The sequence below is a fragment of the Streptomyces yongxingensis genome (genome assembly GCF_055597465.1).
In genome coordinates, this window is sequence record NZ_CM145717.1 from 7187312 (window position 1) to 7210132 (window position 22821).

General features: G+C 71.3%; 18 protein-coding genes. 5 read left to right on the forward strand and 13 right to left on the reverse strand.

Features of this window, described 5'->3' with window-relative positions; translation table 11 throughout:
- The first annotated feature begins 82 nt into the window (after positions 1-82).
- From ACZ6TD_RS30555 to ACZ6TD_RS30570, 4 genes are all read left to right on the forward strand, one after another.
- Positions 83-1480, forward strand: coding sequence for a Cys-Gln thioester bond-forming surface protein (locus tag ACZ6TD_RS30555; protein ID WP_471343315.1), 1398 nt, complete (start codon positions 83-85; stop codon positions 1478-1480).
- 318 nt (positions 1481-1798) lie between these two features.
- Entirely contained in the window at positions 1799-3463 is a 1665-nt protein-coding gene (ettA, locus tag ACZ6TD_RS30560) for an energy-dependent translational throttle protein EttA (protein WP_471343317.1), read from the forward strand.
- 4 nt (positions 3464-3467) lie between these two features.
- Positions 3468-3977, forward strand: coding sequence for an acyl-CoA thioesterase (locus ACZ6TD_RS30565; RefSeq protein ID WP_470005709.1), 510 nt, complete (start codon positions 3468-3470; stop codon positions 3975-3977).
- Positions 3974-4810, forward strand: coding sequence for a DUF8185 domain-containing protein (locus ACZ6TD_RS30570; protein WP_471343319.1), 837 nt, complete (start codon positions 3974-3976; stop codon positions 4808-4810). Before ACZ6TD_RS30565 ends, ACZ6TD_RS30570 begins: the two co-directional genes overlap by 4 nt.
- Positions 4811-4882: 72 nt before the next feature.
- Here the strand turns inward: ACZ6TD_RS30570 and ACZ6TD_RS30575 are convergent, their stop codons facing one another.
- On the reverse strand, positions 4883-5287 hold the full coding sequence (locus ACZ6TD_RS30575; protein WP_256650867.1) for a globin: 405 nt from the start codon (positions 5285-5287) through the stop codon (positions 4883-4885).
- A gap of 80 nt (positions 5288-5367) precedes the next feature.
- Here ACZ6TD_RS30575 and ACZ6TD_RS30580 point away from each other — a divergent pair, with 80 nt between their 5' ends.
- On the forward strand, positions 5368-6531 hold the full coding sequence (locus tag ACZ6TD_RS30580; RefSeq protein ID WP_471343321.1) for a methyltransferase domain-containing protein: 1164 nt from the start codon (positions 5368-5370) through the stop codon (positions 6529-6531).
- Here ACZ6TD_RS30580 and ACZ6TD_RS30585 read toward each other — a convergent pair.
- The 12 genes from ACZ6TD_RS30585 to ACZ6TD_RS30640 all read right to left on the reverse strand — a co-directional run bounded on the left by ACZ6TD_RS30585 (position 6512) and on the right by ACZ6TD_RS30640 (position 22799).
- On the reverse strand, positions 6512-7678 hold the full coding sequence (locus ACZ6TD_RS30585; protein ID WP_471343323.1) for an FHA domain-containing protein: 1167 nt from the start codon (positions 7676-7678) through the stop codon (positions 6512-6514). The genes ACZ6TD_RS30580 and ACZ6TD_RS30585 overlap by 20 nt on opposite strands.
- Before the next feature lie 68 nt (positions 7679-7746).
- Positions 7747-9144 carry a vWA domain-containing protein gene (locus ACZ6TD_RS30590; RefSeq protein ID WP_471343324.1) on the reverse strand — a complete coding sequence of 466 codons (1398 nt, stop codon included), beginning with the start codon at positions 9142-9144 and terminating at the stop codon, positions 7747-7749.
- Between the two features lie 22 nt (positions 9145-9166).
- On the reverse strand, positions 9167-10537 hold the full coding sequence (locus ACZ6TD_RS30595) for a PP2C family protein-serine/threonine phosphatase (RefSeq protein ID WP_471343325.1): 1371 nt from the start codon (positions 10535-10537) through the stop codon (positions 9167-9169).
- A gap of 3 nt (positions 10538-10540) precedes the next feature.
- On the reverse strand, positions 10541-13135 hold the full coding sequence (locus tag ACZ6TD_RS30600; protein WP_471343326.1) for a serine/threonine-protein kinase: 2595 nt from the start codon (positions 13133-13135) through the stop codon (positions 10541-10543).
- On the reverse strand, positions 13132-14457 hold the full coding sequence (locus tag ACZ6TD_RS30605; protein WP_471343328.1) for a hypothetical protein: 1326 nt from the start codon (positions 14455-14457) through the stop codon (positions 13132-13134). Before ACZ6TD_RS30605 ends, ACZ6TD_RS30600 begins: the two co-directional genes overlap by 4 nt.
- Before the next feature lie 188 nt (positions 14458-14645).
- Positions 14646-15662 carry a glutamate ABC transporter substrate-binding protein gene (locus ACZ6TD_RS30610; RefSeq protein ID WP_471343330.1) on the reverse strand — a complete coding sequence of 339 codons (1017 nt, stop codon included), beginning with the start codon at positions 15660-15662 and terminating at the stop codon, positions 14646-14648.
- Positions 15663-15682: 20 nt separating this feature from the next.
- Positions 15683-17092: a hypothetical protein gene (locus ACZ6TD_RS30615; protein ID WP_471343331.1), complete on the reverse strand. Its 1410-nt coding sequence runs from the start codon at positions 17090-17092 to the stop codon at positions 15683-15685.
- A gap of 133 nt (positions 17093-17225) precedes the next feature.
- A complete protein-coding gene (locus tag ACZ6TD_RS30620; RefSeq protein ID WP_471358186.1) occupies positions 17226-18236 on the reverse strand; it encodes an N-acetylglucosamine kinase in 1011 nt (336 codons plus the stop codon).
- 77 nt (positions 18237-18313) lie between these two features.
- Entirely contained in the window at positions 18314-19576 is a 1263-nt protein-coding gene (locus ACZ6TD_RS30625; RefSeq protein WP_471343332.1) for a 6-phospho-beta-glucosidase, read from the reverse strand.
- Positions 19573-20478, reverse strand: a complete 906-nt coding sequence (locus ACZ6TD_RS30630; protein ID WP_182470333.1) for a carbohydrate ABC transporter permease — start codon at positions 20476-20478, stop codon at positions 19573-19575. Before ACZ6TD_RS30630 ends, ACZ6TD_RS30625 begins: the two co-directional genes overlap by 4 nt.
- Positions 20479-20505: 27 nt before the next feature.
- Positions 20506-21459, reverse strand: a complete 954-nt coding sequence (locus ACZ6TD_RS30635; protein WP_471343335.1) for a carbohydrate ABC transporter permease — start codon at positions 21457-21459, stop codon at positions 20506-20508.
- A gap of 11 nt (positions 21460-21470) precedes the next feature.
- Positions 21471-22799, reverse strand: coding sequence for an ABC transporter substrate-binding protein (locus ACZ6TD_RS30640; RefSeq protein WP_471343336.1), 1329 nt, complete (start codon positions 22797-22799; stop codon positions 21471-21473).
- Between the last annotated feature and the right edge of the window lie 22 nt (positions 22800-22821).

Below are 22821 nucleotides of genomic sequence, written 5' to 3' on the forward strand. Positions count from 1 at the left end.
TGCGTGCCCAACGGGGGTTCCTGAGTTTTGAGTTCGCTGGCGAGGCGCACCAACTGACTGGCGCTCGCCCGGAGGGGAAACCATGATTTCTGTAAGGAGGCGGGGCGCTGCCCGCCTTGCGGCCGCCGTTCTGGCGTCCGGTCTGGTCGCGGCGGGCGCGATAGTCACCGCCGGCACCGCCGCCGCCGATGACGCGCCCCCGAGTCAGGGCGGCGCCACCGCCACGCTGGGCGGTCTCAAGACGTTCGACAAGGCCATCATTCACGACAACGGCAAGGACCAGCAGGTCGGCGCCGGTCTCTTCGAGATGTCGGTCGACAATGGCGGTTCCATCCAGACGTACTGCATTGATCTGCACAACCCGACGCAGAGCAAGGCGAAGTACGAGGAGAAGTCCTGGGCCGAGACGTCGCTGGCGAACAACCCCAACGCGGGCAAGATCAACTGGGTTCTGCAGAACTCCTACCCGCAGGTGAACGACCTCGGTGCGCTGGCGAAGACGGCGGGCACCGGCCCGCTCACCGAGAAGACCGCCGCCGCGGGCACGCAGGTCGCCATCTGGCGCTTCTCCGACAACGCGAAGGTGGACGCGGCCGACCCGCAGGCCGAGAAGCTGGCCGACTACCTGGAGAAGAGCGCGCAGAACCTCCAGGAGCCCAAGGCGTCGCTGAGCCTGGACCCGCCGGCGGTCTCCGGCAAGGCCGGTGAGCGGCTCGGCCCGGTCAAGGTCCACACCAACGCCGACAGCGTCACCCTGGCCCCGGGCACCGAGTCCGCGGGCAGCGGCGTCAAGCTCGTCGACAAGAGCGGCAAGACCCTCACCAGCGCCGCCGACGGCGGCGAGGTGTACTTCGACGTCCCGGAGGGCGCGTCGGACGGCTCCGCCACGCTGACCGCCCAGGCCGCCACCAAGGTTCCGGTGGGCCGCGCGTTCGCCAGCGCCACCAAGAGCCAGACGCAGATCCTGGCCGGCTCCAGCGAGAGCACCGTCTCCGCCACCGCCACCGCGAACTGGGCGAAGAAGGGCGCGGTCCCGGCGGTCTCCGCCGAGAAGGACTGCGCCAAGGGCGGCGTGGACATCACGGCCACCAACAAGGGCGACGAGGCGTTCACCTTCGAGCTGCTGGGCCAGAAGTACACCGTCGAGGCGGGTCAGTCGAAGACCGTCACCGCCCCGGTGAAGGAGGACCAGAGCTACAAGTTCACCATCGCCGGTCCGAACGGCTTCGAGAAGACCTTCTCCGGCGTTCTCGACTGCAAGACCTCCAGCAGCGGCGGCAGCAGCGACACCCCCTCCTCGCAGCCGAGCCCCGCGTCGGCCGGTGGCAGCACCGGTGGTGACACCTCCGGTGGCGACCTCGCCGAGACCGGTAGCAGCAGCAACACCCCGATGATCGCGGGCATCGCCGTGGCGCTGGTCGTGGTCGGTGGCGGCGCGATCTTCTTCGTCCGCAAGAAGAAGGCGCCCGCGGGCGAGTGAACCCCAGGTCGGCGACGCCGGAGCGGCGACGCCGGGGCAGCAGTGATCGCTGAGTGAAGCGACGGTCACCGAATGTGGTGATCATCGAAAGAACGCGGTGATGGAGGGCCGGAGCCTCGTGGAGGCTCCGGCCCTTCGCGTCGCCGGGGGACGGCGAATGCCGGACCCATGCCGCACGCCGGACCAAACGGGTTTCCGCCTCGGGCGCGGCGTACGGCAAGATGGCTGTATCTACCCTCACGCGGTGGAGCCGCCACGGGTACGGACACCGCGGCGGAGCCGCACCTCGATACCTACCAGATTGCCGGACGGTTTCTCTTGGCTGAGTTCATCTACACCATGCGCAAGACGCGCAAGGCGCACGGCGACAAGGTGATCCTCGACGATGTCACGCTGAGCTTTCTGCCCGGCGCGAAAATCGGTGTCGTGGGCCCCAACGGCGCCGGTAAGTCGACGGTGCTGAAGATCATGGCCGGCCTGGAGCAGCCGTCCAATGGTGACGCCTTCCTCTCGCCCGGCTACAGCGTCGGCATCCTGCTCCAGGAGCCCCCGCTGGACGAGTCCAAGACCGTGCTGGAGAACGTCCAGGACGGTGTGGCGGTCACCAAGGGCAAGCTGGACCGCTTCAACGAGATCGCCGAGCAGATGGCGACCGACTACAGCGACGAGCTGCTGGAGGAGATGGGCAAGCTCCAGGAGGACCTGGACCACTCAGGCGCCTGGGACCTGGACGCCCAGCTCGAGCAGGCCATGGACGCCCTCGGCTGCCCGCCCGGCGACTGGCCGGTCACCACCCTCTCCGGTGGTGAGAAGCGCCGCGTCGCGCTCTGCAAGCTGCTGCTGGAGGCCCCCGACCTGCTGCTGCTGGACGAGCCCACCAACCACCTGGACGCCGAGTCCGTCAACTGGCTGGAGCAGCACCTCGCCAAGTACGCGGGCACCGTCGTGGCCATCACCCACGACCGGTACTTCCTGGACAACGTCGCCGAGTGGATCCTGGAGCTCGACCGCGGCCGCGCCATCGGCTACGAGGGCAACTACTCCACCTACCTGGAGAAGAAGCAGGCCCGTCTGAAGGTCGAGGGCCAGAAGGACGCCAAGCGCGCCAAGCGCCTCAAGGAAGAGCTGGACTGGGTCCGCTCCAACGCCAAGGGCCGCCAGGCCAAGTCCCGGGCCCGGCTGACCCGTTACGAGGAGATGGCCGCCGAGGCCGAGAAGACCCGGAAGCTGGACTTCGAGGAGATCCAGATCCCGCCGGGCCCGCGTCTGGGCAATGTCGTGGTCGAGGTGGAGAACCTCTCCAAGGCGTTCGGCGAGAAGGTCCTGATCGACGACCTCTCCTTCACCCTCCCGCGCAACGGCATCGTCGGCGTCATCGGCCCCAACGGCGCCGGTAAGACCACGCTCTTCAAGATGATCCAGGGCCTGGAGACCGCCGACGCGGGCAGCATCAAGGTCGGCGAGACCGTCAAGATCTCCTACGTCGACCAGAGCCGCGCCAACATCGACCCCAAGAAGACGCTGTGGGCGGTCGTCTCCGACGAGCTCGACTACATCAACGTCGGCCAGGTCGAGATGCCCTCCCGCGCCTATGTCTCCGCCTTCGGCTTCAAGGGCCCGGACCAGCAGAAGCCGGCCGGGGTGCTCTCGGGCGGTGAGCGCAACCGCCTCAACCTCGCGCTCACCCTCAAGCAGGGCGGCAATCTGCTGCTCCTCGACGAGCCCACCAACGACCTCGACGTGGAGACCCTCTCCTCGCTGGAGAACGCGCTGCTCGACTTCCCCGGCTGCGCCGTGGTCGTCTCCCACGACCGCTGGTTCCTCGACCGCGTCGCCACCCACATCCTGGCGTACGAGGGCGAATCCAAGTGGTTCTGGTTCGAGGGCAACTTCGAGTCGTACGAGAAGAACAAGATCGAGCGGCTCGGCCCGGACGCGGCCCGTCCGCACCGCGCCACCTACAAGAAGCTGACCCGGGGCTGAGTGGATGGCACGCCATATCTACCCCTGTCCCCTGCGCTGGTCCGACATGGACGCGTTCGGCCACGTCAACAACGTGACCTTCCTCCGCTATCTGGAGGAGGCCCGGGTCGACTTCATGTGGCGGCTGGCGCCGGGGAACGGGAGTGACGCGTTCACCGGCGGCGTGGTCGTGGCCCGGCACGAGATCGACTATCTGCGGCCCCTCGTCCACCGGCACCGGCCGGTGACGATCGAGACCTGGGTGACGGAGATCAAGGCCGCGTACCTCACCCTGCGCTATGAGATCAAGGACGAGGACGCCCTGTATGTGCGTGCCGCCACCCGCATCGTGCCCTACGACCTCGACCAGGGCCGCCCGCGCCGGGTCACCCCGGAAGAGGAGAAGTTCCTGACCGAGTACCTGGAGCCGGACCCGGTGAAGAAGGGCGCCGCCAAGAAGGCGTCCAAGGCGTCCACGAAGCCCGCCGGATCCACCGATGGCGCCGAACGGGCGGAGGGGGCCGTCTCGGTATGACGGCCTCCAGCCAGGAGCTCCACTTCGCCGACGCCGGGGAGGCGGCCGATCTCGCCGCCTTCCTGGCCCGGCTGATCCACTACGACCGGGCGGCGGCGGTGCGGCTGCAGGCGGGCGGCGGTGTGCTCGCCGTCTTCGGCCGGCCGCCCTCCTTCGAGGTTCTCGCGATCCGTACGGCGCGGCTCGAGGCGATCGTCGGCACCGAGGCCGCATCGGACACACCGCACACGTCGGCCGGAGCGGGCGCGCTGGACACGACAGTTTCGGCGGGCGAATTCGCGGACGCGCTGGACACGGCGCGGGCCGCGCGGACCGCCGACGGGCCCGAGGGCCGCGACCGGGGCCTGGTGGTCACCGTGCCGCAGGCCGTCACCGGCCCGCCCTGGGCCGGGGTGCTGCCGCCGCGTGGCGGCTGGCGCCGGGCGAACGGGCTGCCGGGCGTGGAGGAGGTGCGCGGGGCGGTCGCCGCCGCCGTCGCCGAGTTCCGGGCCCGCGACGCGGCGCTCCCCGAGGAGCGCCGTACGCGCGCCGAGCGCGACCGCATCGGCCATGAGATCTGGTCCCGCACCCTCGGCGACACCGGGCTCCCGCTGCGTGCCGTGCACGCCGCGCAGTCGCTGGGCTTCCTGCGCCCGGTCCGGGCGCTCGCCGCTCCGTCCGGCCTCGAGGTTCTCCCCAGTGTCGCCGCGGCCGGGCTCGGCTCCATGGCCGAGCCTCTGGCGCTGCTCACCGCGGGCGGCTGGCTGCGGCTGCGCACGCCGTACGGCTCGATCGCGGTGCGTACGCAGGGCCTGTCCGGCGGTCTGTCCGGGCTGTCCGTCACGCCCACCTGAGCCCAGCGGTCAGCCCGGCGGGGTCGTTCAGGCCAACCCCGCCGGGTCGGCCCTCCAGGTCGACCCGCCGGGTCAGCCCTCCGTGTTGATCATGGAGGCGGCGGCGTAGGTGAGGTAGTGCCACAGCTGGCGCTCGAGCTCCGGGGCCAGCTCCAGCTCGTCCACCGCGTCGCGCATATGGCGCAGCCAGGCGTCATGGGCGGCGCGGTTCACGGTGAAGGGGGCGTGGCGCATCCGGAGCCGGGGGTGGCCGCGGTTGTCGCTGTAGGTGCGGGGGCCGCCCCAGTACTGCATCAGGAAGAGTGCGAGCCGCTCCTCGGCCGGTCCCAGGTCCTCCTCGGGGTACATCGGCCGGAGCAGCGGGTCCTCCGCGACCCCCTGGTAGAAGCGGTGCACCAGACGCCGGAAGGTCTGCTCGCCACCGACCTGCTCGTAGAAGGTCTGCTCCTGAAGTGTGCCTCGCGGAATCTCTTTCACGCCTCCATGCTCTCAGACGCCCCCGTCTGGAAAAGGGGGCGTGGGTCGCGGCCGGGGGCCGGGCGCAGGAGAGTGGAGTCATGGGCAGCACGGGCGGGAGCACACGGAGTGCGCCGGACGCCGCGGAGCGTGTGGCGCGGCGGAAGCCTGCGCGCCGGGAGGCCGATGGGTACGCCGAGGAGGCCGCGGCGCTGCGGACCGGGCTGGTCCGGGAGATCGTGGCGGGCGGCGGGCTCACCGACCCCGCCTGGCGGGCGGCCTTCGAGGAGGTGCCGCGCCATCTCTTCGTGCCCTACTACTACGAGGCGGGGGACGCTGCCGTGGCGGCCGCACCGCCGGGCGCCAAAACGGCGGGGGCGGCGGGGACAGGGCAGGTGGGTGCGGCGCACGGAACGGTCGGCTACACCCGGCTGTGGCGCGACGACCCCCATCCGCTGCGCCGGGCCCGCTGGCTGGCCGGCGCCTACGCGGACGCCCCGCTCGCCACGCGGGTGCGCGACGGTGAACTGATCACCTCCAGCAGCCAGCCGTCGCTGATGGCGCGGATGCTCCAGGCGCTCCAGGTGCGGGACGGGGACCGGGTGCTGGAGATCGGCGCGGGCACCGGCTACAACGCCGCGCTGCTGGCCCATCGGCTCGGCGACGCCCACGTCACCACCCTCGACCTCGACCCGGAGATCACCGAGGCCGCCCGTAACCATCTGGCCGCGGCCGGATTCTGCCCCGCGGTCGTCACCGGGGACGGGGCGCGCGGCTGTCCGCTGCGCGCTCCCTACGACCGGATCATCGCCACCTGCGCCGTGGCGTCCATCCCGTCCGCATGGCTCGGTCAGTGCCGGCCGGACGCGCTGATCCTGACGCCGCTCGCGACCGGGCTGATCGCCCTGAGGGTCGCCGACGCCCGCCATGCCGAGGGGCACTTCCTGGCCATCCCCGCGTACTTCGTCCCGCTGCGCGGCAGCGGCCCGCCGCCTCAGGTGCCCACCCACGGGCTGCCGTCCCGGCCGCTGCTGGACGACTCCTTCCGCTTCCTGCTGAACGTGGCCGCGGGCCATATGGAGCCGGTCGAAGCCCTCGCGCTGTGGGAGCACGAGGGCAGGCCGGGGCGGGAGCGCTACGGGGTGACGGTGCGGGGCGAGCGCCAATGGGCCTGGCTGGACGACCCGGAGGGCGCCTACGGCTGGCCGCTGGGCCCTCCCGGCCGTCTTGAGCCCTTCCGGGGTCTCAGCCCCGGCGCACGGTGATCGTCGTCCAGGCGCCGACGTGGACGCGGTCGCCGTCCCGGAGCGGGACCGGCACGAACGGCTGGATCGGCTCCTCGCCGCCGTTGATCGTGGTCCCGTTGGTCGAGTCCTGGTCGACGACCGCCCAGACGCCGTCGGGCTGCTGGACGAGGAGCGCGTGCTGGTGCGAGACGCCCGGGTCCTCGGGCGGCCGCCCGAGGTCGATGTCGGGGGCCTCACCGGTGCTGTGGCGGCGTCGGCCGATGGTGATCTGGTGGCCGTTGAGCGGCAGTTGCTGCTCGGGGGAGTAGGCCGGGAGGTTCAGCCCGGCGGCCTCCGGACCGCTGCGGTTCATCATCGCCATGAAGTAGTCACGGTCCGGGGCGACGACGGCTATCCAGTTTCCGGGCCCCTGCGCCGGGGCCCCGCCCTGGCCGAACTGGGCGCCGCCGGGGTGCTGCTGCTGCGGGGCACCGGGGTGCTGCTGCTGCGGCGGCTGGTGCCCCGGCCCCTGCTGCTGGGGCGGCGGGGCGTACCCCTCGTTCCCGTACGGCTGGGCCGGGGGCGCCGGGGCCTGGGGGTAGCCGTAGCCGTACTGCGGGGCCTGGGGCGCGCCGTGGCCAGGGGCGCCCTGCTGCGGGGCACCGTGCTGCGGGGCACCGTGCGGGGGCGTGCCCTGGTGCGGTGCGCCCCCCTGCGGCGGCGGAAGCGTCCAGTCGCTGTCGCCGCCGAAGCCGGGGGGTTGACCGCCGCCCTGCGTCGGGTGCGGGCCCTGCGGTCCCCCGGGCCCGGGCTGCGGCGGCCCCGGCTGCTGCGGCGGCGCGTAACCGCCCTGCGGCGGGCCGTACGGAGACGGCGTGTGCGTCTGGAAGTTGAAGCGGCACTCCTCACAGAACGGGGCCTGCGCCTCACGCGGCGTACGGCACTGCGGGCACAGCTCCTGCTGCTGTGCCGGATAGCCGTAGCCACCCGCGCCGCCGGGCGGCGGTGGGCCGCCCGGCCCCGGACTCCCGTAGCCACCCGGTGGCACGGGAACACCGGGGCCGTTCGGCGTGGGCGGAGGTGGCGGGACGGCGCCGGAGGGCATGGGTGTCCCCGACATCCGGTGCCCACACACCTCGCACCAGTCGTCGGCCGCCGATTGGTGGCCGTTGGGACAGGTCGGCATGTCGGATCCCCCTCTGTGGCGTTCTTGGCGTTTCTGCCGAGAAGAGCTACGTGAGTGCTGGTTATGTGCTACTTCTTGACGCGAACTGTCTTGGTGGAGCGCGTTTCGAGTGTCATCTCGTCCGCCTCCGCGACCTTCGCCTTCAGTCGCACAGTACCTGCCGCCACATCGAGCACGTCCACCACCTTCGCAAGCAGTTTCGCCGTGTCCTCGTTCCCCGATGCGGCCGCCAGTTGTACGGCACGCCCCAGCTTCGCGGTCGCTTGTTCGGCATCGCCGGACTTGCGGGCATTCATGCCCTGTTTGATGGCCTGCGCCAGTTCGGCCTGGCCCGTATAGTGCGCCACCTGCGGATTCATCGCGGTGGAAACGGCCAGGTCATCGGTCCACACCGCGCGCACCAGCCCCTGCGCCAGCGGACTGGGCGGGCTGCCGACCCCGTCGGGCACCGGCTGGACCAGGGAAATCCTGGCCGCGAGCATCTCCTGGCCGACCTCCGCCGCCGGAACCCTCACACAGAGGTGGTAGTCGCGGGACTCATCGCCCCAGGACCCGGTGGGGTAGTCGCCCGCGCGCGGACCGGCCTCGACGCGCCGGGCGGTCAGATCCTCGACCGTCGGTGCGACCTGTTTCACATACGCCACCTCGGCGCCCTTGGGGGTCCACAGCCGGAGGCTGACGTCGGCGATCTCCTTGCCCATCGCCGTCTCCATCATCCGCGTGAAGTCTGCGGTGAGCCCGGCGGGATCGGCTACGATGTCCGCCGTTCCGAGCAGGGCGGCGGCGATACCGGTGACCTCCTCGACCTCCCAGTCGGTGCCCACCCCGCGGGCGTCGCAGGTGAAGCGGCCCGCGCAGGCGTCGAGCACGGTCCGCAGCCGCTGCGGCTCCTCGTGCTCGTTCCGCCCGTCGGTGAGCAGGATGCCGTGTCGTATCGCGGCATCGACGGAGCCGAGCAGCAGGTCGGCCTGGAGCAGCCAGGTGCCGATCGCGGTGCCGCCGCCCGGACTCAGGCTCCGCAGTGCCTCCTTGGCCTGGGCGCGGGTGAGCGGATCGGCGATGGCCAGCCGCCCGTTGCCGGGGAAGACCTCGACCGCCTTGTGGGTGCCCGCCACCACGGAGAAGGCCACGCCGTCGCGCACGGTGTCGATCGCCGCGGCGGTCGCGTCCCGTGCGTGGCGCATCTTCGTCGGCGGATAGTCCATGGAGCCGGAGCAGTCCACCATGATCACCACGGCCGCGCGGGGGGAGCCGCCGGCCCGGCCGGACGCGCTGTCGTACGCGCCGGGAACGTCCTCGTACCCACCATGGGCGGGGGCGGGTATCGGCGGCCCTGCCGTGGCCCCGCCGCCGGCCGAGGTGACGGTGATGATCGCGTTCACCTCGCGGCCTCCCTCGGGGAGGTACTCGTTCTGGTAGACCTCCACCGAGAACCGCGGCGCATCGGGCGTGGAGAAGTGGGCCATGTCATCCGCTCCTTGGCGACCGTCAGGCGGATCCTGCCCGGCCCGGGGCAGCGGGGAACGGCACGACCGCCACTGTTACGTTGTCGTGGCCCCCGCCGTCCAGGGCATGGCCGACCAGGACCCGCGCGCTGTTCAGCGGCCGGGAGCGGGCGTCCGGCGGCACCGCGCGGGCCATCTGCTCCGCCGATTCGGCGTAGTTCCACAGCCCGTCGGTGCACACCACCACGACGCCCGGCCGGTCCGGCTTGTACGAGGCGGTGTGGGGCTCCAGCTCATAGGCGTCCGCCCCGAGCCAGCCGGTGATGGCGTGGGCGCGCTCGTCCGCGTACGCCTCCGCCTCCGACATCAGCCCCGCGGCCACCATCTGGGCCGCCCAGGAGTCGTCCTCGGTGAGCCGCGCGGGCGGGGCCGTACGGTCGTCGGGGACCCAGTAGGCGCGGCTGTCCCCGACCCAGCCGATGGTGAGGATGTCGCTGGTGACGACGGCGCTGACGATGGTGCACGCCGGTGCGTTCTGATGGCGCTGACCCTCGTGGTGGGGAGGCGCCGCGCCGGTGTCCAGGGCCAGGGAGTTGACCGCGTCGGCGGCGGCGATGATCGCCTCGTTCATGGCCTGCTGGGGATGGGCGCCGCGCGGCAGCGAGGCCCGCAGCGCCTGACTCGCGGCATGGGCCGCGGCGGCCGAGGCGTCGTCGGGGCGGGTGGCCGAGGAGACCCCGTCGCACACCACGGCGACCGTGACCGGTGAGCCGTCGGGCAGCGCGGCGGTGGACACCGAGAACGCGTCCTCGTTGCGGTGGTGGCGCAGCCCCCGGTCGCTGGCCGCCGCGACTCCCTCCAACTCGCTCTCCATATGGTCGCGTGTCCGTGCCTGGGCGTGTCCGCAGCGCTCGCAGTATCCGTCCTGGTCGATGGTGCCCTCCTGGCACGCGGCGCACCGGGGGCGGTGCTCGCCGCCGGGCAGCCGGGGGTCCGCACCGGTGCCGGTCCCGCTGCCCGTGCTGCTCGCCGCGCTGGTGTGCGTACTCGCGTTGGTCTCCGGGGGAATGCCGGACTCGCCGGGTGCCTCGGGCGCGCCGAGCGCCGCCGCGGCCCGCGGATCGGCCACCTGGCCGTACCCGCCGGGGACCGGGGCGGCCAGCTCGTAGTCGTCCGGCTCCGGCCCCGGGTGGGTGGACCGCGCCGCCCCGTTCACCCGCGGCGGCACCGGCAGGTCGCCGTGCGCCTCCGGCCGGTCGGCGATCGCCTCCGCCGACAGCGCGGCCTCCGCAGCCAGCGCGGCCGCCACCGTCAGATCGGCACCGCACTGATCGCAGTATCTGTCCCCCGCCTGCGGCGGCTCATCACAGGTCGGGCAGGCTGACAGCTGGGGCGGCTGCGGCATCTGCGACATCGATCACACCCACGTCCTGGGGCGGAAACGGTTGGCTCGCTCCACCAGTTCGATCCTCTCCTCGCCTCGCTGCGCGAGTCTGGCGAGTACACGGTACGAGCGCTCCAATCCGAAGCGCAGCCCGCGCTCGTCCAGGCTGCTGCCGAGCAGAGGCGGCCGGTTGTGTCCCGGGGGCGCCCCGCTGCTGCCGGACAGTACCCAATCCAGGGCGCTGCCCAGGACCTCGGTACGCAGCCGCTCGCGCCGCACCGCGTCCAGACCGAACTCGCCCAGCCGCTCGACCTGGACCGCCGAGGCCGTCAGATCGCTCAGCAGGGCGTCGTACGGGGCGCGCTGGCGCAGCCGCGCTCGTACGGCGGCGACCCGCGCCGCCGTGTAGTGGATCGAGGACTCCGGCACCGACTCCAGGGCCCGCACCGCGCCCGGGCGGTCCCCGGAGCACAGCAGGACCCGGGCGAGGCCGAAGGCGGCGCTCACGAAGCTGGGGTCGGTGGCCCAGACCAGCCGGTAGTACTCCGCCGCGTTGTCCAACTGGCCCAGCACCTCGGCGCAGACGCCGAGCGCCAGCTTCGGCGCGGGCTCGCCGGGGAACGCGTCGTAGACGGCGTCGAAGGAGAGCGCGGCCGTCTCGCGGTCGCCGGTGGCGAGCGCGTGCAGCCCCCGGTACCAGACGATCCGCCAGTCGTCGCTGTACGCGGCCTCCAGACCGGTGAGCGCGACGCCCGCGTCGTGCTCCTGGCCCAGCTCCAGCTGGGCGCGCACCCGGCGCAGCCGCAGCTCGACCGAGTCCACGGGCGCGGTCCGCAGGGCGGCGCTCACCTCGGCGGGGTCGGCGGCCAGCAGACCGGCCAGGAACCCCGCGTTGGGGTCGTCGGAGTCCACCAGCGGCACCGGGAGCGCCAGCGCGGTGGCCCGTCCGTCCAGCGTGGCGATGGCGGGCAGCGGCAGGGCCAGGGGGCCCGGCGGGCGCTGCGCGGGGATGGCGGGCGCGGTGGCGCCGCCGCCGGCGGACCGGGCGCCCAGCAGGGACGGGTCCTTTCCGTCGTCGGCGAACAACTCGGTGTCCACGACGCGTGGTTCCGGTCCGAAGAGCGTGGACAGGGCCGGCCGGGGCCGCCCGGTCTGCAGCGCCACGACCTCCCGCAGCACCCCGGTCAGCTGGTCGGCCATCTCCCGCGCGGAGGCGAAGCGGCGCCCAGGGTCGGGATCGGTGGCCCGCACCAGCAGCCGGTAGAAGGATTCGTAAGCCCGGAAGACCTCGATGTGCTCGGGGTCCGGCAGGCTGTCCACGTAGACGTTCGTATAGCCCTGGAAGTCGAAGGTGAGCACGGCCAGGGTGCGCGCCACCGTGTAGAGGTCGGAGGAGATCGACGGGCCGGACTCGGAGATCTCCGGGGCCTGGTAGCCGACCGTGCCGTAGATGGGGCTGTCGTGGTCGTCCATCCGCCGGACCGCGCCCATGTCGATCAGCTTGAGCTGGTCCTGCTGCTGAATGGCGTTGTCGACCTTGAAGTCGCAGTAGAGCAGATTGCGGCTGTGCAGATGGCCGAGCGCCTCCAGCGCCTCGATGCCGTAGGCGCACGCCTGCTCCACCGGCAGCGGATCGCGGCGGCCCTCGGTGGTGCGGCGGGCGTTGGCGATGTCCTTCAGGGACTTGCCGCCCACGTACTCCATGACGATGTAGCCGTCGAGGCTGCCGGTGCGCTGGTCGAGGTGCTCGACGAAGTTGTAGATCCGGACGATGTTGGAGTGCTCGATCTCGGCGAGGAAGCGGCGCTCGGAGACGGCGGCGGCAAGCGCCTCCTCGTCGCCCGTGTCCAGCAGGCCCTTGAGGACCACCCAGCGGTCCGACACCGCGCGGTCGATGGCCAGATAGATCCAGCCGAGGCCGCCGTGCGCCAGACAGCCCGCGACCTCGTACTGGCCGTGGACGATGTCACCGGGGTTCAACTTCGGTACGAACGAGTACGGATGGCCGCACTTGGTGCAGAACCCCTCCGTACGGCCGGGCCGTTCGCCGCGGGCGCGGCCCACCGGGGCGCCGCAGTCCCCGCGGCTGCAGAACCGCTTGCGCTCGGGGACCTCGGGGTCCGCCAGCACCGCCGTCCGCGGATCGGGGCGCGGTACATCGGGGACGCTGACCAGACCGGCGCCCAGGGCGTTCCGCCCCGAGGAGGCCGAGGTGGCGGAGCGGGAGCTGCGCACCGAGACCGAACGGGACGAGGTCCGCCCGGACATGGAGCGGGACAGCCGCCCGGACACCGAGCGCCGGGACGAGGAGGAGCGTGCCGAACGTGACCGGTCCGAGGTGCCGGACGAGGAGTCCTGGCCGGTCGCGGAGGAACGCCCGCTCCACGCCGACGAGCCTCCGCTCCACGCCGACGAGCCGCTCCGTGCCGAGGAGGCCCCGCTCCGTGCCGAGGAGCTTCCGCCCGGCCCGGCCCGGCCGGTGATCCCGGTGGGCGGTGAGGCCACCATCCCCTGCGGTGAGACGACCGGGGCCATACCGCAGACATCGCAGTACAGCTCGCCTCCGCCCACGTCCTCGTAGGACCCGCCGCAGTCACGCCGCTGGCAGGCGACGACCGCCGCATTCATTCCGTGCCTCCCTCGATGCCTTGCCCGGCCGGGCCCGTCTGGCGTGGCACCAGGGCCTCGGCCGCCGCCTGCTGGTAGCGCAGCACGGCCTGTTCGGCCGCCCGCAGATCACACGGGGCGCTCCACAGCATCCGGCGGGCCACGTCGTACCGCTCCACCAGGAACGGATCCTCCGCCATGCCATGGCGGGCGACCTTCGCCTTGTACGCGTCGAGGCGGCCGCGCAGCTCGGCGCGGACCGCGAGCGGCGCGGTGACCGCGGTCAACGACTCCCGGGCCCGCAGCAGCTCGTCGTCGGCGCGCTGCTCCAGGCTCTCCAGCAGCGGCGAGAGCCGGTGCCACTGCGAGCGCCTGCGATAGTCGGCGGCGGCGACCAGCTGCTCGTGCAGCGCGGTCGGCGGGCCGCTGACGGCCGGAACCTCCGATGCCGCGATCTTCGCGAGCACCTCACCACGCGCCTGGCGCGCCTCCGCCAGGGTGCGATCGGCGCGGGAGAGCACGTCCCGCAGCCGCATCAGCCGCCGCTCGGCGTCCTGCCGCACATCCAGGACCGCCTCGATCTCCCGGCGCACGTCCTCCAGGGCGCGGGCGGCGCGGTCATAGCGCTCGGTGTCGGGGCTGCCGCCGCCGGGCGCGGAGCTGCCGCTGGCCGGTTTCCAGAAGGCCAGCGGGTCGGAGACCACTTCGGCGCGCAGCGCGGTCAGCTCGGCGGTGATCTGCTCCAGATCGTCCCCCGAGGGGTGCTCACCGGGGCGCACCCCCACGGAGTGGGCGAGCGAACGGGTGCGGTGCAGCTCGGCGGAGAGCATGTCGATCCGGGCGGGCAGCGCGGACCATACGGCGTCGGCGCTGACGATGACGTCGAGGGCCTCCGCGTACCAGCGGTTCATCCGGTCGACCAGCCGGTCCAGGCCCAACTCCTCGCTGAGCAGCGGGGAACCGCCGAGGGTGGCGCTGCTGGGCAGGGTGATCGCGGTGCCGCACAGCAGCTCGGTGAGCTCGGCCAACTCGTCCTGCGTCGGCCAGCGGTGACGGGAGCGCACCTCACGGGCCCGGGTGAGGGCCTCGGTGTACGCGTCGAAGTAGCTCCACAGGAGAGAGATGGCCTGCTCGGTGGTGGACCAGCGGTCCTTGGTGACGCCCGTGAGCTCGGCGCCCTCGAGAAGCCTTCTGCCCGCGTGGTCCTGGAGGGCGAGCAGCGAGGACTCGATCGCCTCGTGTTCGGCGGCGAGCTTCGCCAGTGCGCGGTCCACCTCCTCCCGGCCCATGACCGGGCCGTCGGGTGTCCCCGCGAAGCTGGGAAAGGGTCCCGGGACCCCCATCGATCACCTCTCCATGTCCGTAACCGTTGTGTGATCCGTCTGCTGCGTCATCCCTACGCGTGTGAGGCGGGTGCTAATCCTTGCCGGTCCGTGATCCTTGCTCGTACCCGATGCGTCCGGGTCCGTCGTGCTGGTGCGCGCTGGTCCTTGTCCGCGCTGGTTCTTGGCCCCTCTAGTCCTTGGCCCCTCTAGTCCTTGTATATGGGGGCGGGCGGCGTCGGGTTCTCCTGCGCCGTGCTGAAGTCCTTGGCGAGCCACTTCTGGTAAGCCTGCATCCAGGGGCTGCCTGCCCCGCCCTGGCGGTAGTTCTCCAGAACCTTGTTGACCCGGCGTACCAGGTCGTCGTCGTTCTTGTTCATCGCCACGCCGTAGAACTCATCGGTGAATCGCGAGCCGACCAGCTTGACGGAGGGGTCCTGGGCCGCCTGGCCGGCCGCCAGCGCATTGTCGGTGATCACCGCGTCCACCTGGCCGAGCTGCAGTCTGACCAGGCAGTCCAGCTGGTTGGGCACGGGCTTCACCTTGATCGCGCCCAGATGCTCGGCCCCGGTGTCCGGCTTGTCCAGCTCGGCTTCGGCGGTGGAACCCTGGGCGGTGCAGACCTTCTTGCCGCGCAGGGTCTTGTTGTAGCCGGTGATGGACGAGTCGTCGGGGACCAGCACCTGCTGCCCGGCCTGGAAGTACGCGGTGGAGAAGGCGACGTCCTTGATCCGTTCGCAGTTGATGGTCATGGTGCGCACCACGACGTCGACCTTGCCCTGCTGGAGGGCCTTGATGCGCTGACTGGTGGGTATGGTGCGGAAGATGACCGCGTCCGGGTCGCCGAAGATGTCCTCGGCGATGGCGCGCACCAGGTCAATGTCGAAGCCGGTGAGGTCGCCGGTGGCCGGATCGCGGTATCCCCAGCGGTAGCTGTTCTGGTCGACGCCCGCGATCAGCTTGTTGAGCTTGTGCCCGTTGACCTCGCGGTTCTTGATCCGCTTGATGGCGGGGCCGCTCGCACTGGACGGGCGCAGGCTCGCCTCGGGATCGCGGCAGCTGTCCGCCGCCGCGGCCTCGGCGCCGGTCCGCACCGTACGCGGCTGCCGCGCACCGCCCTTGCCGTCGCCGTCCCCGCCGTCGTCCATCATCGCCGGCACCGCGATGGCCGTGGCCACGCCCAGGGCGCATACCGTCACCGCGGCGGCCGATCGCAGCGATCGCATGCTTCCGCCCCCCATCGTCCTCATCGGTACTCCGACAGTCTGCGGCCTATGCCCAGCACCGCTCCCGCGGCTCCCAGCACGGCCAGCACCCCGGCCCCCAGCGCCATGGCGGTGAACGCGCCGCGTCCGTCGTCGGCGGCCTGCTGGAACTCCCGCTGCTCGTGGTCGAGGGCCTTGGCCAGCTGGCTGTCCACCGCGTCGAAGGACTCGCCGGTGCTGTCCTCGGCGCCTATGACCCTCGTCAGCGCCTTCTTGTAGTCGCCCCCGTCGTCGGCGGCGCGGGCGGCCTTGTGCCGCACCTGCCACTCGTGGATCCGGTCTGCGGCCTTCTCCACCGGCTCGCGGCCCTCGTCGTCGTCCGCGAGGGCGCGCGCCTTGTCCAGCAGGCTGCCGTCCGAGGGACGGCCGCCGGACGCCGTGCCCACGAGCGCGGACATCCGGGAGCCATAGCTGACGTCGTAGGCGTCCTTGCCCTTGTCGGCGCCGTCCTCGTCCACGACGACCGCGCCGCGCGCCACCAGGGTCAGGTTCTCGTCGGCGCGGGCCCGCAGGGAGTCGATCCGCGCCTCGTTGAGCACCTGGAGGGACTTCGCCCCGTGGTCGTTGGAGTCGCTGAGCTGGGTGCTGGCGACCGCGTGGCCGACCACCAGCCACAGCATCACCACCGTGGAGGCGGCCGTGGCGGTGAGCAGACCGCGGTTGAGCACCCGGTTGGTCCGCTGGAACTCACGGCGCTGGGCCCAGCCCAGCGCGCCCAGGGCGACCAGGCCGGTGGCGATCGCCACCCACGGCCATGCCTCGGCGTCCTCGTAGTCCTCCCCGAGACGGGCGGTCTCCGCCTGGTAGAGCCTGCCCGCGGCGGGCAGCAGCTTGTCGCGCATGGTGTCGTTGGCATAGCGCAGATACGCGCCGCCCAGCGGCAGCCCCTGGCGGTTGTTGGCGCGCGCGGAGTCGACCAGTCCGGTGTAGACCGGCAGTAGCTGATTGATCTTCCGTATCTCGTCGCGGGCGGAGGAGGAGCCCTCCGTATTGGCCGCGGCCCGCACCAGCAGCCTGGAGGCGGTGTCGATGTCCCGCACGAACCGCTGCCGGACCTGGGGAGGCTCCTGGCCGCCGGCCAGGAAGCCCGCGGTGGCCGTGGTGTCCGCGTCGGCGAGGGAGCGGTAGATCTGCGCCGCGTCGGCGCTCAGCGGCTGGCTGCGCTCGGCCACGGCGTCCGCCGCGGTCTGCCGGTCGGAGACCTGCCAGGCCGTGACCGCGCCGAACGCGACCACCAGCGCGGCCAGCACCGCTCCGATGACGCGCAGGCGGCCGGGCTCGGTCGTCGCCGCCGCCCGCGCCCGGTCGAGCCCCTCGGCCCACGCGGTCCGCGGCGGGGCCGCGGGCGCGGGCGGCGGTGCGGCTCTGCCGGTGGTCGGCGGGTATGACACAAGACCTCCCCCTTGGCCCGGATTCCTGGTTGGTGTCGCGGTCGGTGTCGCAGCAGTATGGACCGCGGCGCCAGGAGAGGTCACCGGTCGAGCCTGGATCTTGTTCGGATCGCGATCTTCCCTCCCCTTTTCATTACGCTCCGGAAGGGCTTTCGGTTCCACTTTCCGTGCCATCGGCCGGGGCGTAGTGCGCGCGCAGCCGGGTGTACGCCGATTCCGGCGCGCCGGTGCGATCCAGGCCCAGCAGCGCGGCGCCGAGCACCGGCGGTGCGGTGACCACCCGCGGCTCGGCCTTCGGGGCGCGCTCCGCGAGCAGCTCGCGGATCCGGTCGTCCAGCAGCGGATGGCGGGCCGCGATCACCCCGCCGCCCAGCACCACCGGTGTCTCCTCGCCCAGCAGGTCGAGACGGCCGAGGGCGACCGTGGCCATGGTCACCACCTCCTCCGCCTGGCGCTCGACGATCGCCCGCGCGATCTCGTCGCCGGCCTCGGCCACCGCGAACAGCACCGGCGTCAGCTCATGCCGCCGCCCCGATTCCAGCCGGCCCAGATGCAGCGCCTCGATCAGCTCGTACATGGTGGTCAGCCCGAAGTGCGCGGGCAGGGCGCGGGCCAGCTCGGTCGGCTCGCCGCGGCCGTCCTCCGCACGCGCCCCCCACCACAGCGCCTCCTCCGACAGATAGCCCCCGCCGCCCCAGTCGCCGGAGATCCGGCCGATCGCGGGGAAGCGGGCCACCCGGCCGCCGTGACCGATCCCCGCGCAGTTGATGCCCGCACCGCAGACGACGGAGACGCCGGTTGGCTCGCCGTCGTCCGCGACCCCGGCCCGCAGCAGGGCGAAGATGTCGTTGGCGACGGTGACGGTGGCGCCCCAGCCCCGATCGGCCAGGACACCCGTCAACTCCTCCTCCTCGCTGGGCAGATCCACGTTGGCCAGACATGCCGAGACATGCCCCGCGGGCGGTGGACCGGACCGGCCCGCCTGCCGCGCCACCTCCTCCACCAGGGGCGCGAGCGAGCCGACGGCCCGCTCGGCGCCCACGACGGGCGGCCGGAAGCCGCCGCCGCGGGCCGTGCCGAGGACGGAGCCGTCCGGGCCGATGAGTGCCACGTCCGTCTTGCTGTTGCCCGCGTCGATCGCCAGGACCGATCCGTCCGGCGGGGAAGCGGGCGTGGGGGAAGCGGACGAAGGGGAAGGAGAGGGGGTCGATACGGACTGGGTCAGGCCCACGCCAGATGCTCCCGGTTGTGCGCGATGAGGTCGTCGGTCAGTTTCTCGGCGTATTCGATCTGGCCGATGAGGGGGTGGGACAGCAGCGCCTGGAAGACCCGCTCCCGGCCGCCCTTCAACGCCGCCTCCAGCGCCAGGTGTTCGTACGCGGTGACATGCGCGACCAGGCCGGCGAACAGGGGCTCGAGGGGGCGCACGGGCAGTGGCTTCGCGCCCTGAGCGTTGACGGCCGCCGGGACCTCGATCACCGCGTCGTCCGGCAGGAAGGGCAGCGTGCCCTCGTTGAACGCATTGACGATCCGCACCTCGCCGGTGTCGCCCAGCAGGGACGAGGTCAGATCGACCGCCGCCTCCGAGTAGAACGCCCCGCCGCGCTTGCCGAGCAGTTCGGGCTTCTCGTCCAGCGCCGGATCGCCGTACATCTCCAGCAGCTCCCGCTCGATCGCCGCGACCTCCGCCGCCCGGGACGGCTTGCTGCGCAGCTCCCGCACCACCGCGTCGTGCTGGTAGTAGTAGCGCAGATAGTAGGAGGGCACGACGCCGAGCCGGCTCACCAGCGTGCGCGGCATCCGCAGGTCCTCGGCGATCGCCTCGCCGTGCTCCGCGAGCAGTTTGGGCAGCACGTCCTCACCGTCGCCGCCGCCGACGCGCACCGCGCGCTCCCAGGTGAGGTGGTTGAGCCCGACGTGCTCCAGCGTCACCTCGCCGGGGTCCACGCCCAGCAGCTTGGCGAACTTCCGCTGGAAGCCGATGGCCACGTTGCACAGGCCGACCGCCCGGTGCCCGGCCGTGAGCAGCGCCCGGGTCACGATCCCGACCGGGTTGGTGAAGTCCACGATCCAGGCGTCGGGGTTGCGGCGGCGCACCCGCTCGGCGATGTCCAGCACCACCGGGACGGTGCGCAGCGCCTTGGCCAGCCCGCCCGCGCCGGTGGTCTCCTGGCCGACACAGCCGCACTCCAGCGGCCAGGTCTCGTCCTGGTTCCGCGCGGCCTGGCCGCCGACGCGCAGCTGGAGCAGGACCGCGTCCGCGCCGTCCACGCCCGCGTCCAGGTCGTCGGTCCAGGAGATGGTGCCCGGGTGGCCCTGCTTGGCGAAGATCCTGCGCGCCAGCCCGCCGACCAGCTCCAGCCGGTCGGTGGCCGGGTCGACCAGGACGAGCTCCTCCAGCGGGAGCACGTCCCGCAACCGGGCGAATCCGTCGATGAGTTCGGGGGTGTAGGTGGACCCACCCCCCACGACTGCGAGCTTCAACCCTTGACTCCTGTCAGTGTGACGCCTTCGACGAAGGCTTTCTGAGCGAAGAAGAAGACGATGATGACGGGGGCCATGACGAGCAGGGTCGCGGCCATCGTCAGATTCCAGTTGACGCTGTGCGCGCTCTTGAAGCTCTCCAGGCCGTAACTGAGCGTCCAGGCGCCCGGATTCTGCGAGGCGTAGATCTGCGGGCCGAAGTAGTCGTTCCAGCAGTAGAAGAACTGGAACAGCGCGACGGCCGCGATCCCCGGCTTGGCCATCGGGATCACGATGCGCAGCAGCGTGCCGAATTCTCCGCTGCCGTCCACCTTCGCCGACTCCAGGTACTCCCGGGGAATCGTCAGCAGGAACTGGCGCAGCAGGAAGATGGAGTACGCGTCGCCGAACGCCATCGGGATGATCAGCGGCCACAGCGAACCCGACAGATGGAGCTGCTGGGCCCAGACCAGATACATCGGTATCACGATCACCTGCGGCGGCAGCATCATCGTGGAGATGACCAGGATCATGGCGGTGCGGCGGCCGCGGAAGCGGAACTTGGCGAGGGCGTAGGCCACCGGAATGGAGGAACAGACGGTGAAGAGGGTGCCGAGCCCGGCGTACATCAGCGAATTGCGCCACCAGTCCAGGAAGCCCGGGGTGTTGAAGACATCGGCGTAATTCGACCAGTTCCATTCGGTGGGCCACAGGTCGCCGCTCAGCGCCTGGTCGTCGCTCATCACCGAGGTCAGGAAGACGAAGACGAAGGGCAGGATGAAGAAGAGCGCGGCGGCGATGGCGACCGTGTGCACGGCGATCCAGTGCAGCGCGGCGCGGCGGCGGGCGGCGGGGGCGGGGGAGCGTCCGGCGGCGGGGCGCGCGGGCGCGGACGGCGCCGAGAGGGCGGTGGTGGCGGTCATGACGGATCGGTCCTCTCAGTCCTCGGCTCAGTCATCGGCCGACAGCAGTCCGGCACGCCTGCGCATCAGCAGCGTCGTCACGGCCATCGCGATCGCGAACAGCACGAGCGAGAGCACGCAGGCGGCTCCGGTGTTGAAGTTCTGGAAGCCGAGCGAGTAGACGAGCTGCGGCACGGTGAGCGTGGAATGGTCGGGGTAGCCGGGCTGGATGACCGATCCGGGCCCGACGCTGACCCCGGAGGCGAGCTTTCCGGCGACCAGCGCCTGGGTGTAGTACTGCATGGTCTGGACGACGCCCGTCACGACCGCGAACATCACGATCGGGGTGATCGACGGCCAGGTCACATAGCGGAACTTGTGGAACGCCCCGGCGCCGTCCAGCTCGGCCGCCTCGTACTGCTCCTTGGGGACGTCCAGCAGGGCCGCCATGAAGATGACCATGAGATCCCCGATGCCCCACAGGGAGAGCAGGACGAGGGACGGCTTGGCCCAGGCCGGGTCGTTGAACCAGTTCGGGGCGTGGATCCCGACGCTGCCGAGAATGTCGTTCACCGGGCCGGTACCGGGATTGAGCAGAAAGACGAAGGCGACGGTGGCCGCCACCGGAGGGGCGAGATACGGCAGATAGAAGGCGGTGCGGAAGAATCCCACCCCGGACTTCACTTTGGTGACCAGCAGTCCGATGCCCAGGCCGAAGACGACCCGTAGCGCCACCATGACCACGACCAGCCAGAGCGTGTTCCACAGCGCCGGTCCGAACAGCGGCATCTGCTCCAGCACATAACGCCAGTTGCGCAGCCCCACGAAGGTCGGGGCCTCGATCTGGTTGTAGTGCATGAAGGAGAAGTAGACGGTGGCGACCAGCGGATAGCCGAAGAAGACGGTGAATCCGACCAGCCAGGGGGAGAGAAAACCGAGGGTGCGCAGCCGCTCGCGCCGGGCCTTGCGGCGCAGGGCGGGGGCGTTCGTCGAGGTGGCCATGTCGCGCTCCGTCAGTTCTGTGCCTGGAGATTGTCGGCGTCTATCTCGTCATCGAGTTTTCGTAGCCCCGCGTCCAGATCGTGCACCTTGCCCGCCTCGACGCCGTAGGAGAAGTCCTGCAGCGAGGTGACGTACTGACCGCCGTTGATCGAGGGCGGCAGGGCGGTGCTGTAGCGGTTCTGCGCGATATCGAGGAAGGCCCGGAATGTGGGATCCGAGTCCAGCTTCGGTGAGGTGAGCGCCGCCTTCGTGGACGGCACATTGTGAATGGCGTTGGCGAAGGCGACCACCTGATCGGTGTTGGCGGTCAGGAACTTCACCAGCTCCCACGCGGCGTTCTGATGGGTGCTGCTGTGCGCGATGCCGACCACGGTGCCGGTGAGGTAGCCCCGGCCATAGGTCTCGGGCCGGTCGTCGGGCACGGGCAGCGGGGCGGTGCCCCACTTGAACTTCGCACCCTTCATGAAGAGCCCGCGCCATTCGCCGTCCATGTGCATCGCGAGCTTTCCGGTGAGAAAGGCGTTCTGCGATGACATCTCGTCGCCGAAGGAGGTGCGGAACGTCTCCAGCGGGCCGTAGCCGCCCTGGCTCCGGACCAGCTCCCCGGTGGTGGCGAAGAACTCCTTGGCCGCCTTCCCCTTCGCCAGCCGCGCCTTGCCGTCCTTGTCGAAGTACGTGGGGCCCCACTGGGCGAAGAACCGGTCCGGGCTGTTCTGGTAGAGCCGGAAATTGGGCATGAAACCCACCCGCTCGTAGCCGCCGCTCTTGGTGCGCTTGGTCAGCTTGACGGCATCGCGCCGCAGCTCCGACATGGTGCGGGGCGGCCGCTTGATGCCCGCCTCGGCGAAGGCGTCCTTGTTGTAGTACATGCCGTACGCGTCGGCGAGCAGCGGGAGGGCGCACTGGTCGCCCTGGTAGCTCGTGTAGTCCAGCAGCGTTTTCGGAAAGACCTTGGCCTTGTCAAGACCGGTCTTCTTCATGAACGGATCGAGGTCCACCCACATACCGGAGGAGCAGTACTGCCCCACATTCTTGGTGGTGAAGGAGGAGACGACATCGGGGGCGTCGCCGCCGCCCGCCCGCAGTGCCTGGTTCACGGTGGCGTCGGTGACATTCCCGGTGGCCTTCACCTTGATATTGGGGTGGAGTTCCTCGAACCGGGCGATGCCGGCATCGATCGCCTTGACCTCGCTCTCCTCCGACCAGCCGTGCCAGAACTTCAGCGTGACGGGTTTGGTCGGGTCGTCCTCGGCGCTGCCGGTACTGGGATTGGCGCAGCCCGTGAGGAGCAGGGCGCCGGCGCTCAGTGCTGCGGCGAGAGCGGCCAGTTTTCGTGCCATGGGGAGACTTCCTTTACTGCGG

Excerpts from the sequence above, each read along its gene's own strand:
- ACZ6TD_RS30555 (WP_471343315.1), top strand. The coding sequence starts at position 83 with ATGATTTCTGTAAGGAGGCGGGGCGCTGCCCGCCTTGCGGCCGCCGTT.
- ACZ6TD_RS30565 (WP_470005709.1), top strand. The coding sequence starts at position 3,468 with ATGGCACGCCATATCTACCCCTGTCCCCTGCGCTGGTCCGACATGGAC.
- ACZ6TD_RS30570 (WP_471343319.1), top strand. The coding sequence starts at position 3,974 with ATGACGGCCTCCAGCCAGGAGCTCCACTTCGCCGACGCCGGGGAGGCG.
- ACZ6TD_RS30580 (WP_471343321.1), top strand. The coding sequence starts at position 5,368 with ATGGGCAGCACGGGCGGGAGCACACGGAGTGCGCCGGACGCCGCGGAG.
- ACZ6TD_RS30585 (WP_471343323.1), bottom strand. The coding sequence starts at position 7,678 with ATGCCGACCTGTCCCAACGGCCACCAATCGGCGGCCGACGACTGGTGC.
- ACZ6TD_RS30590 (WP_471343324.1), bottom strand. The coding sequence starts at position 9,144 with ATGGCCCACTTCTCCACGCCCGATGCGCCGCGGTTCTCGGTGGAGGTC.
- ACZ6TD_RS30595 (WP_471343325.1), bottom strand. The coding sequence starts at position 10,537 with ATGTCGCAGATGCCGCAGCCGCCCCAGCTGTCAGCCTGCCCGACCTGT.
- ACZ6TD_RS30600 (WP_471343326.1), bottom strand. The coding sequence starts at position 13,135 with ATGAATGCGGCGGTCGTCGCCTGCCAGCGGCGTGACTGCGGCGGGTCC.
- ACZ6TD_RS30605 (WP_471343328.1), bottom strand. The coding sequence starts at position 14,457 with ATGGGGGTCCCGGGACCCTTTCCCAGCTTCGCGGGGACACCCGACGGC.
- ACZ6TD_RS30610 (WP_471343330.1), bottom strand. The coding sequence starts at position 15,662 with ATGCGATCGCTGCGATCGGCCGCCGCGGTGACGGTATGCGCCCTGGGC.
- ACZ6TD_RS30630 (WP_182470333.1), bottom strand. The coding sequence starts at position 20,478 with ATGACCGCCACCACCGCCCTCTCGGCGCCGTCCGCGCCCGCGCGCCCC.
- ACZ6TD_RS30635 (WP_471343335.1), bottom strand. The coding sequence starts at position 21,459 with ATGGCCACCTCGACGAACGCCCCCGCCCTGCGCCGCAAGGCCCGGCGC.
- ACZ6TD_RS30640 (WP_471343336.1), bottom strand. The coding sequence starts at position 22,799 with ATGGCACGAAAACTGGCCGCTCTCGCCGCAGCACTGAGCGCCGGCGCC.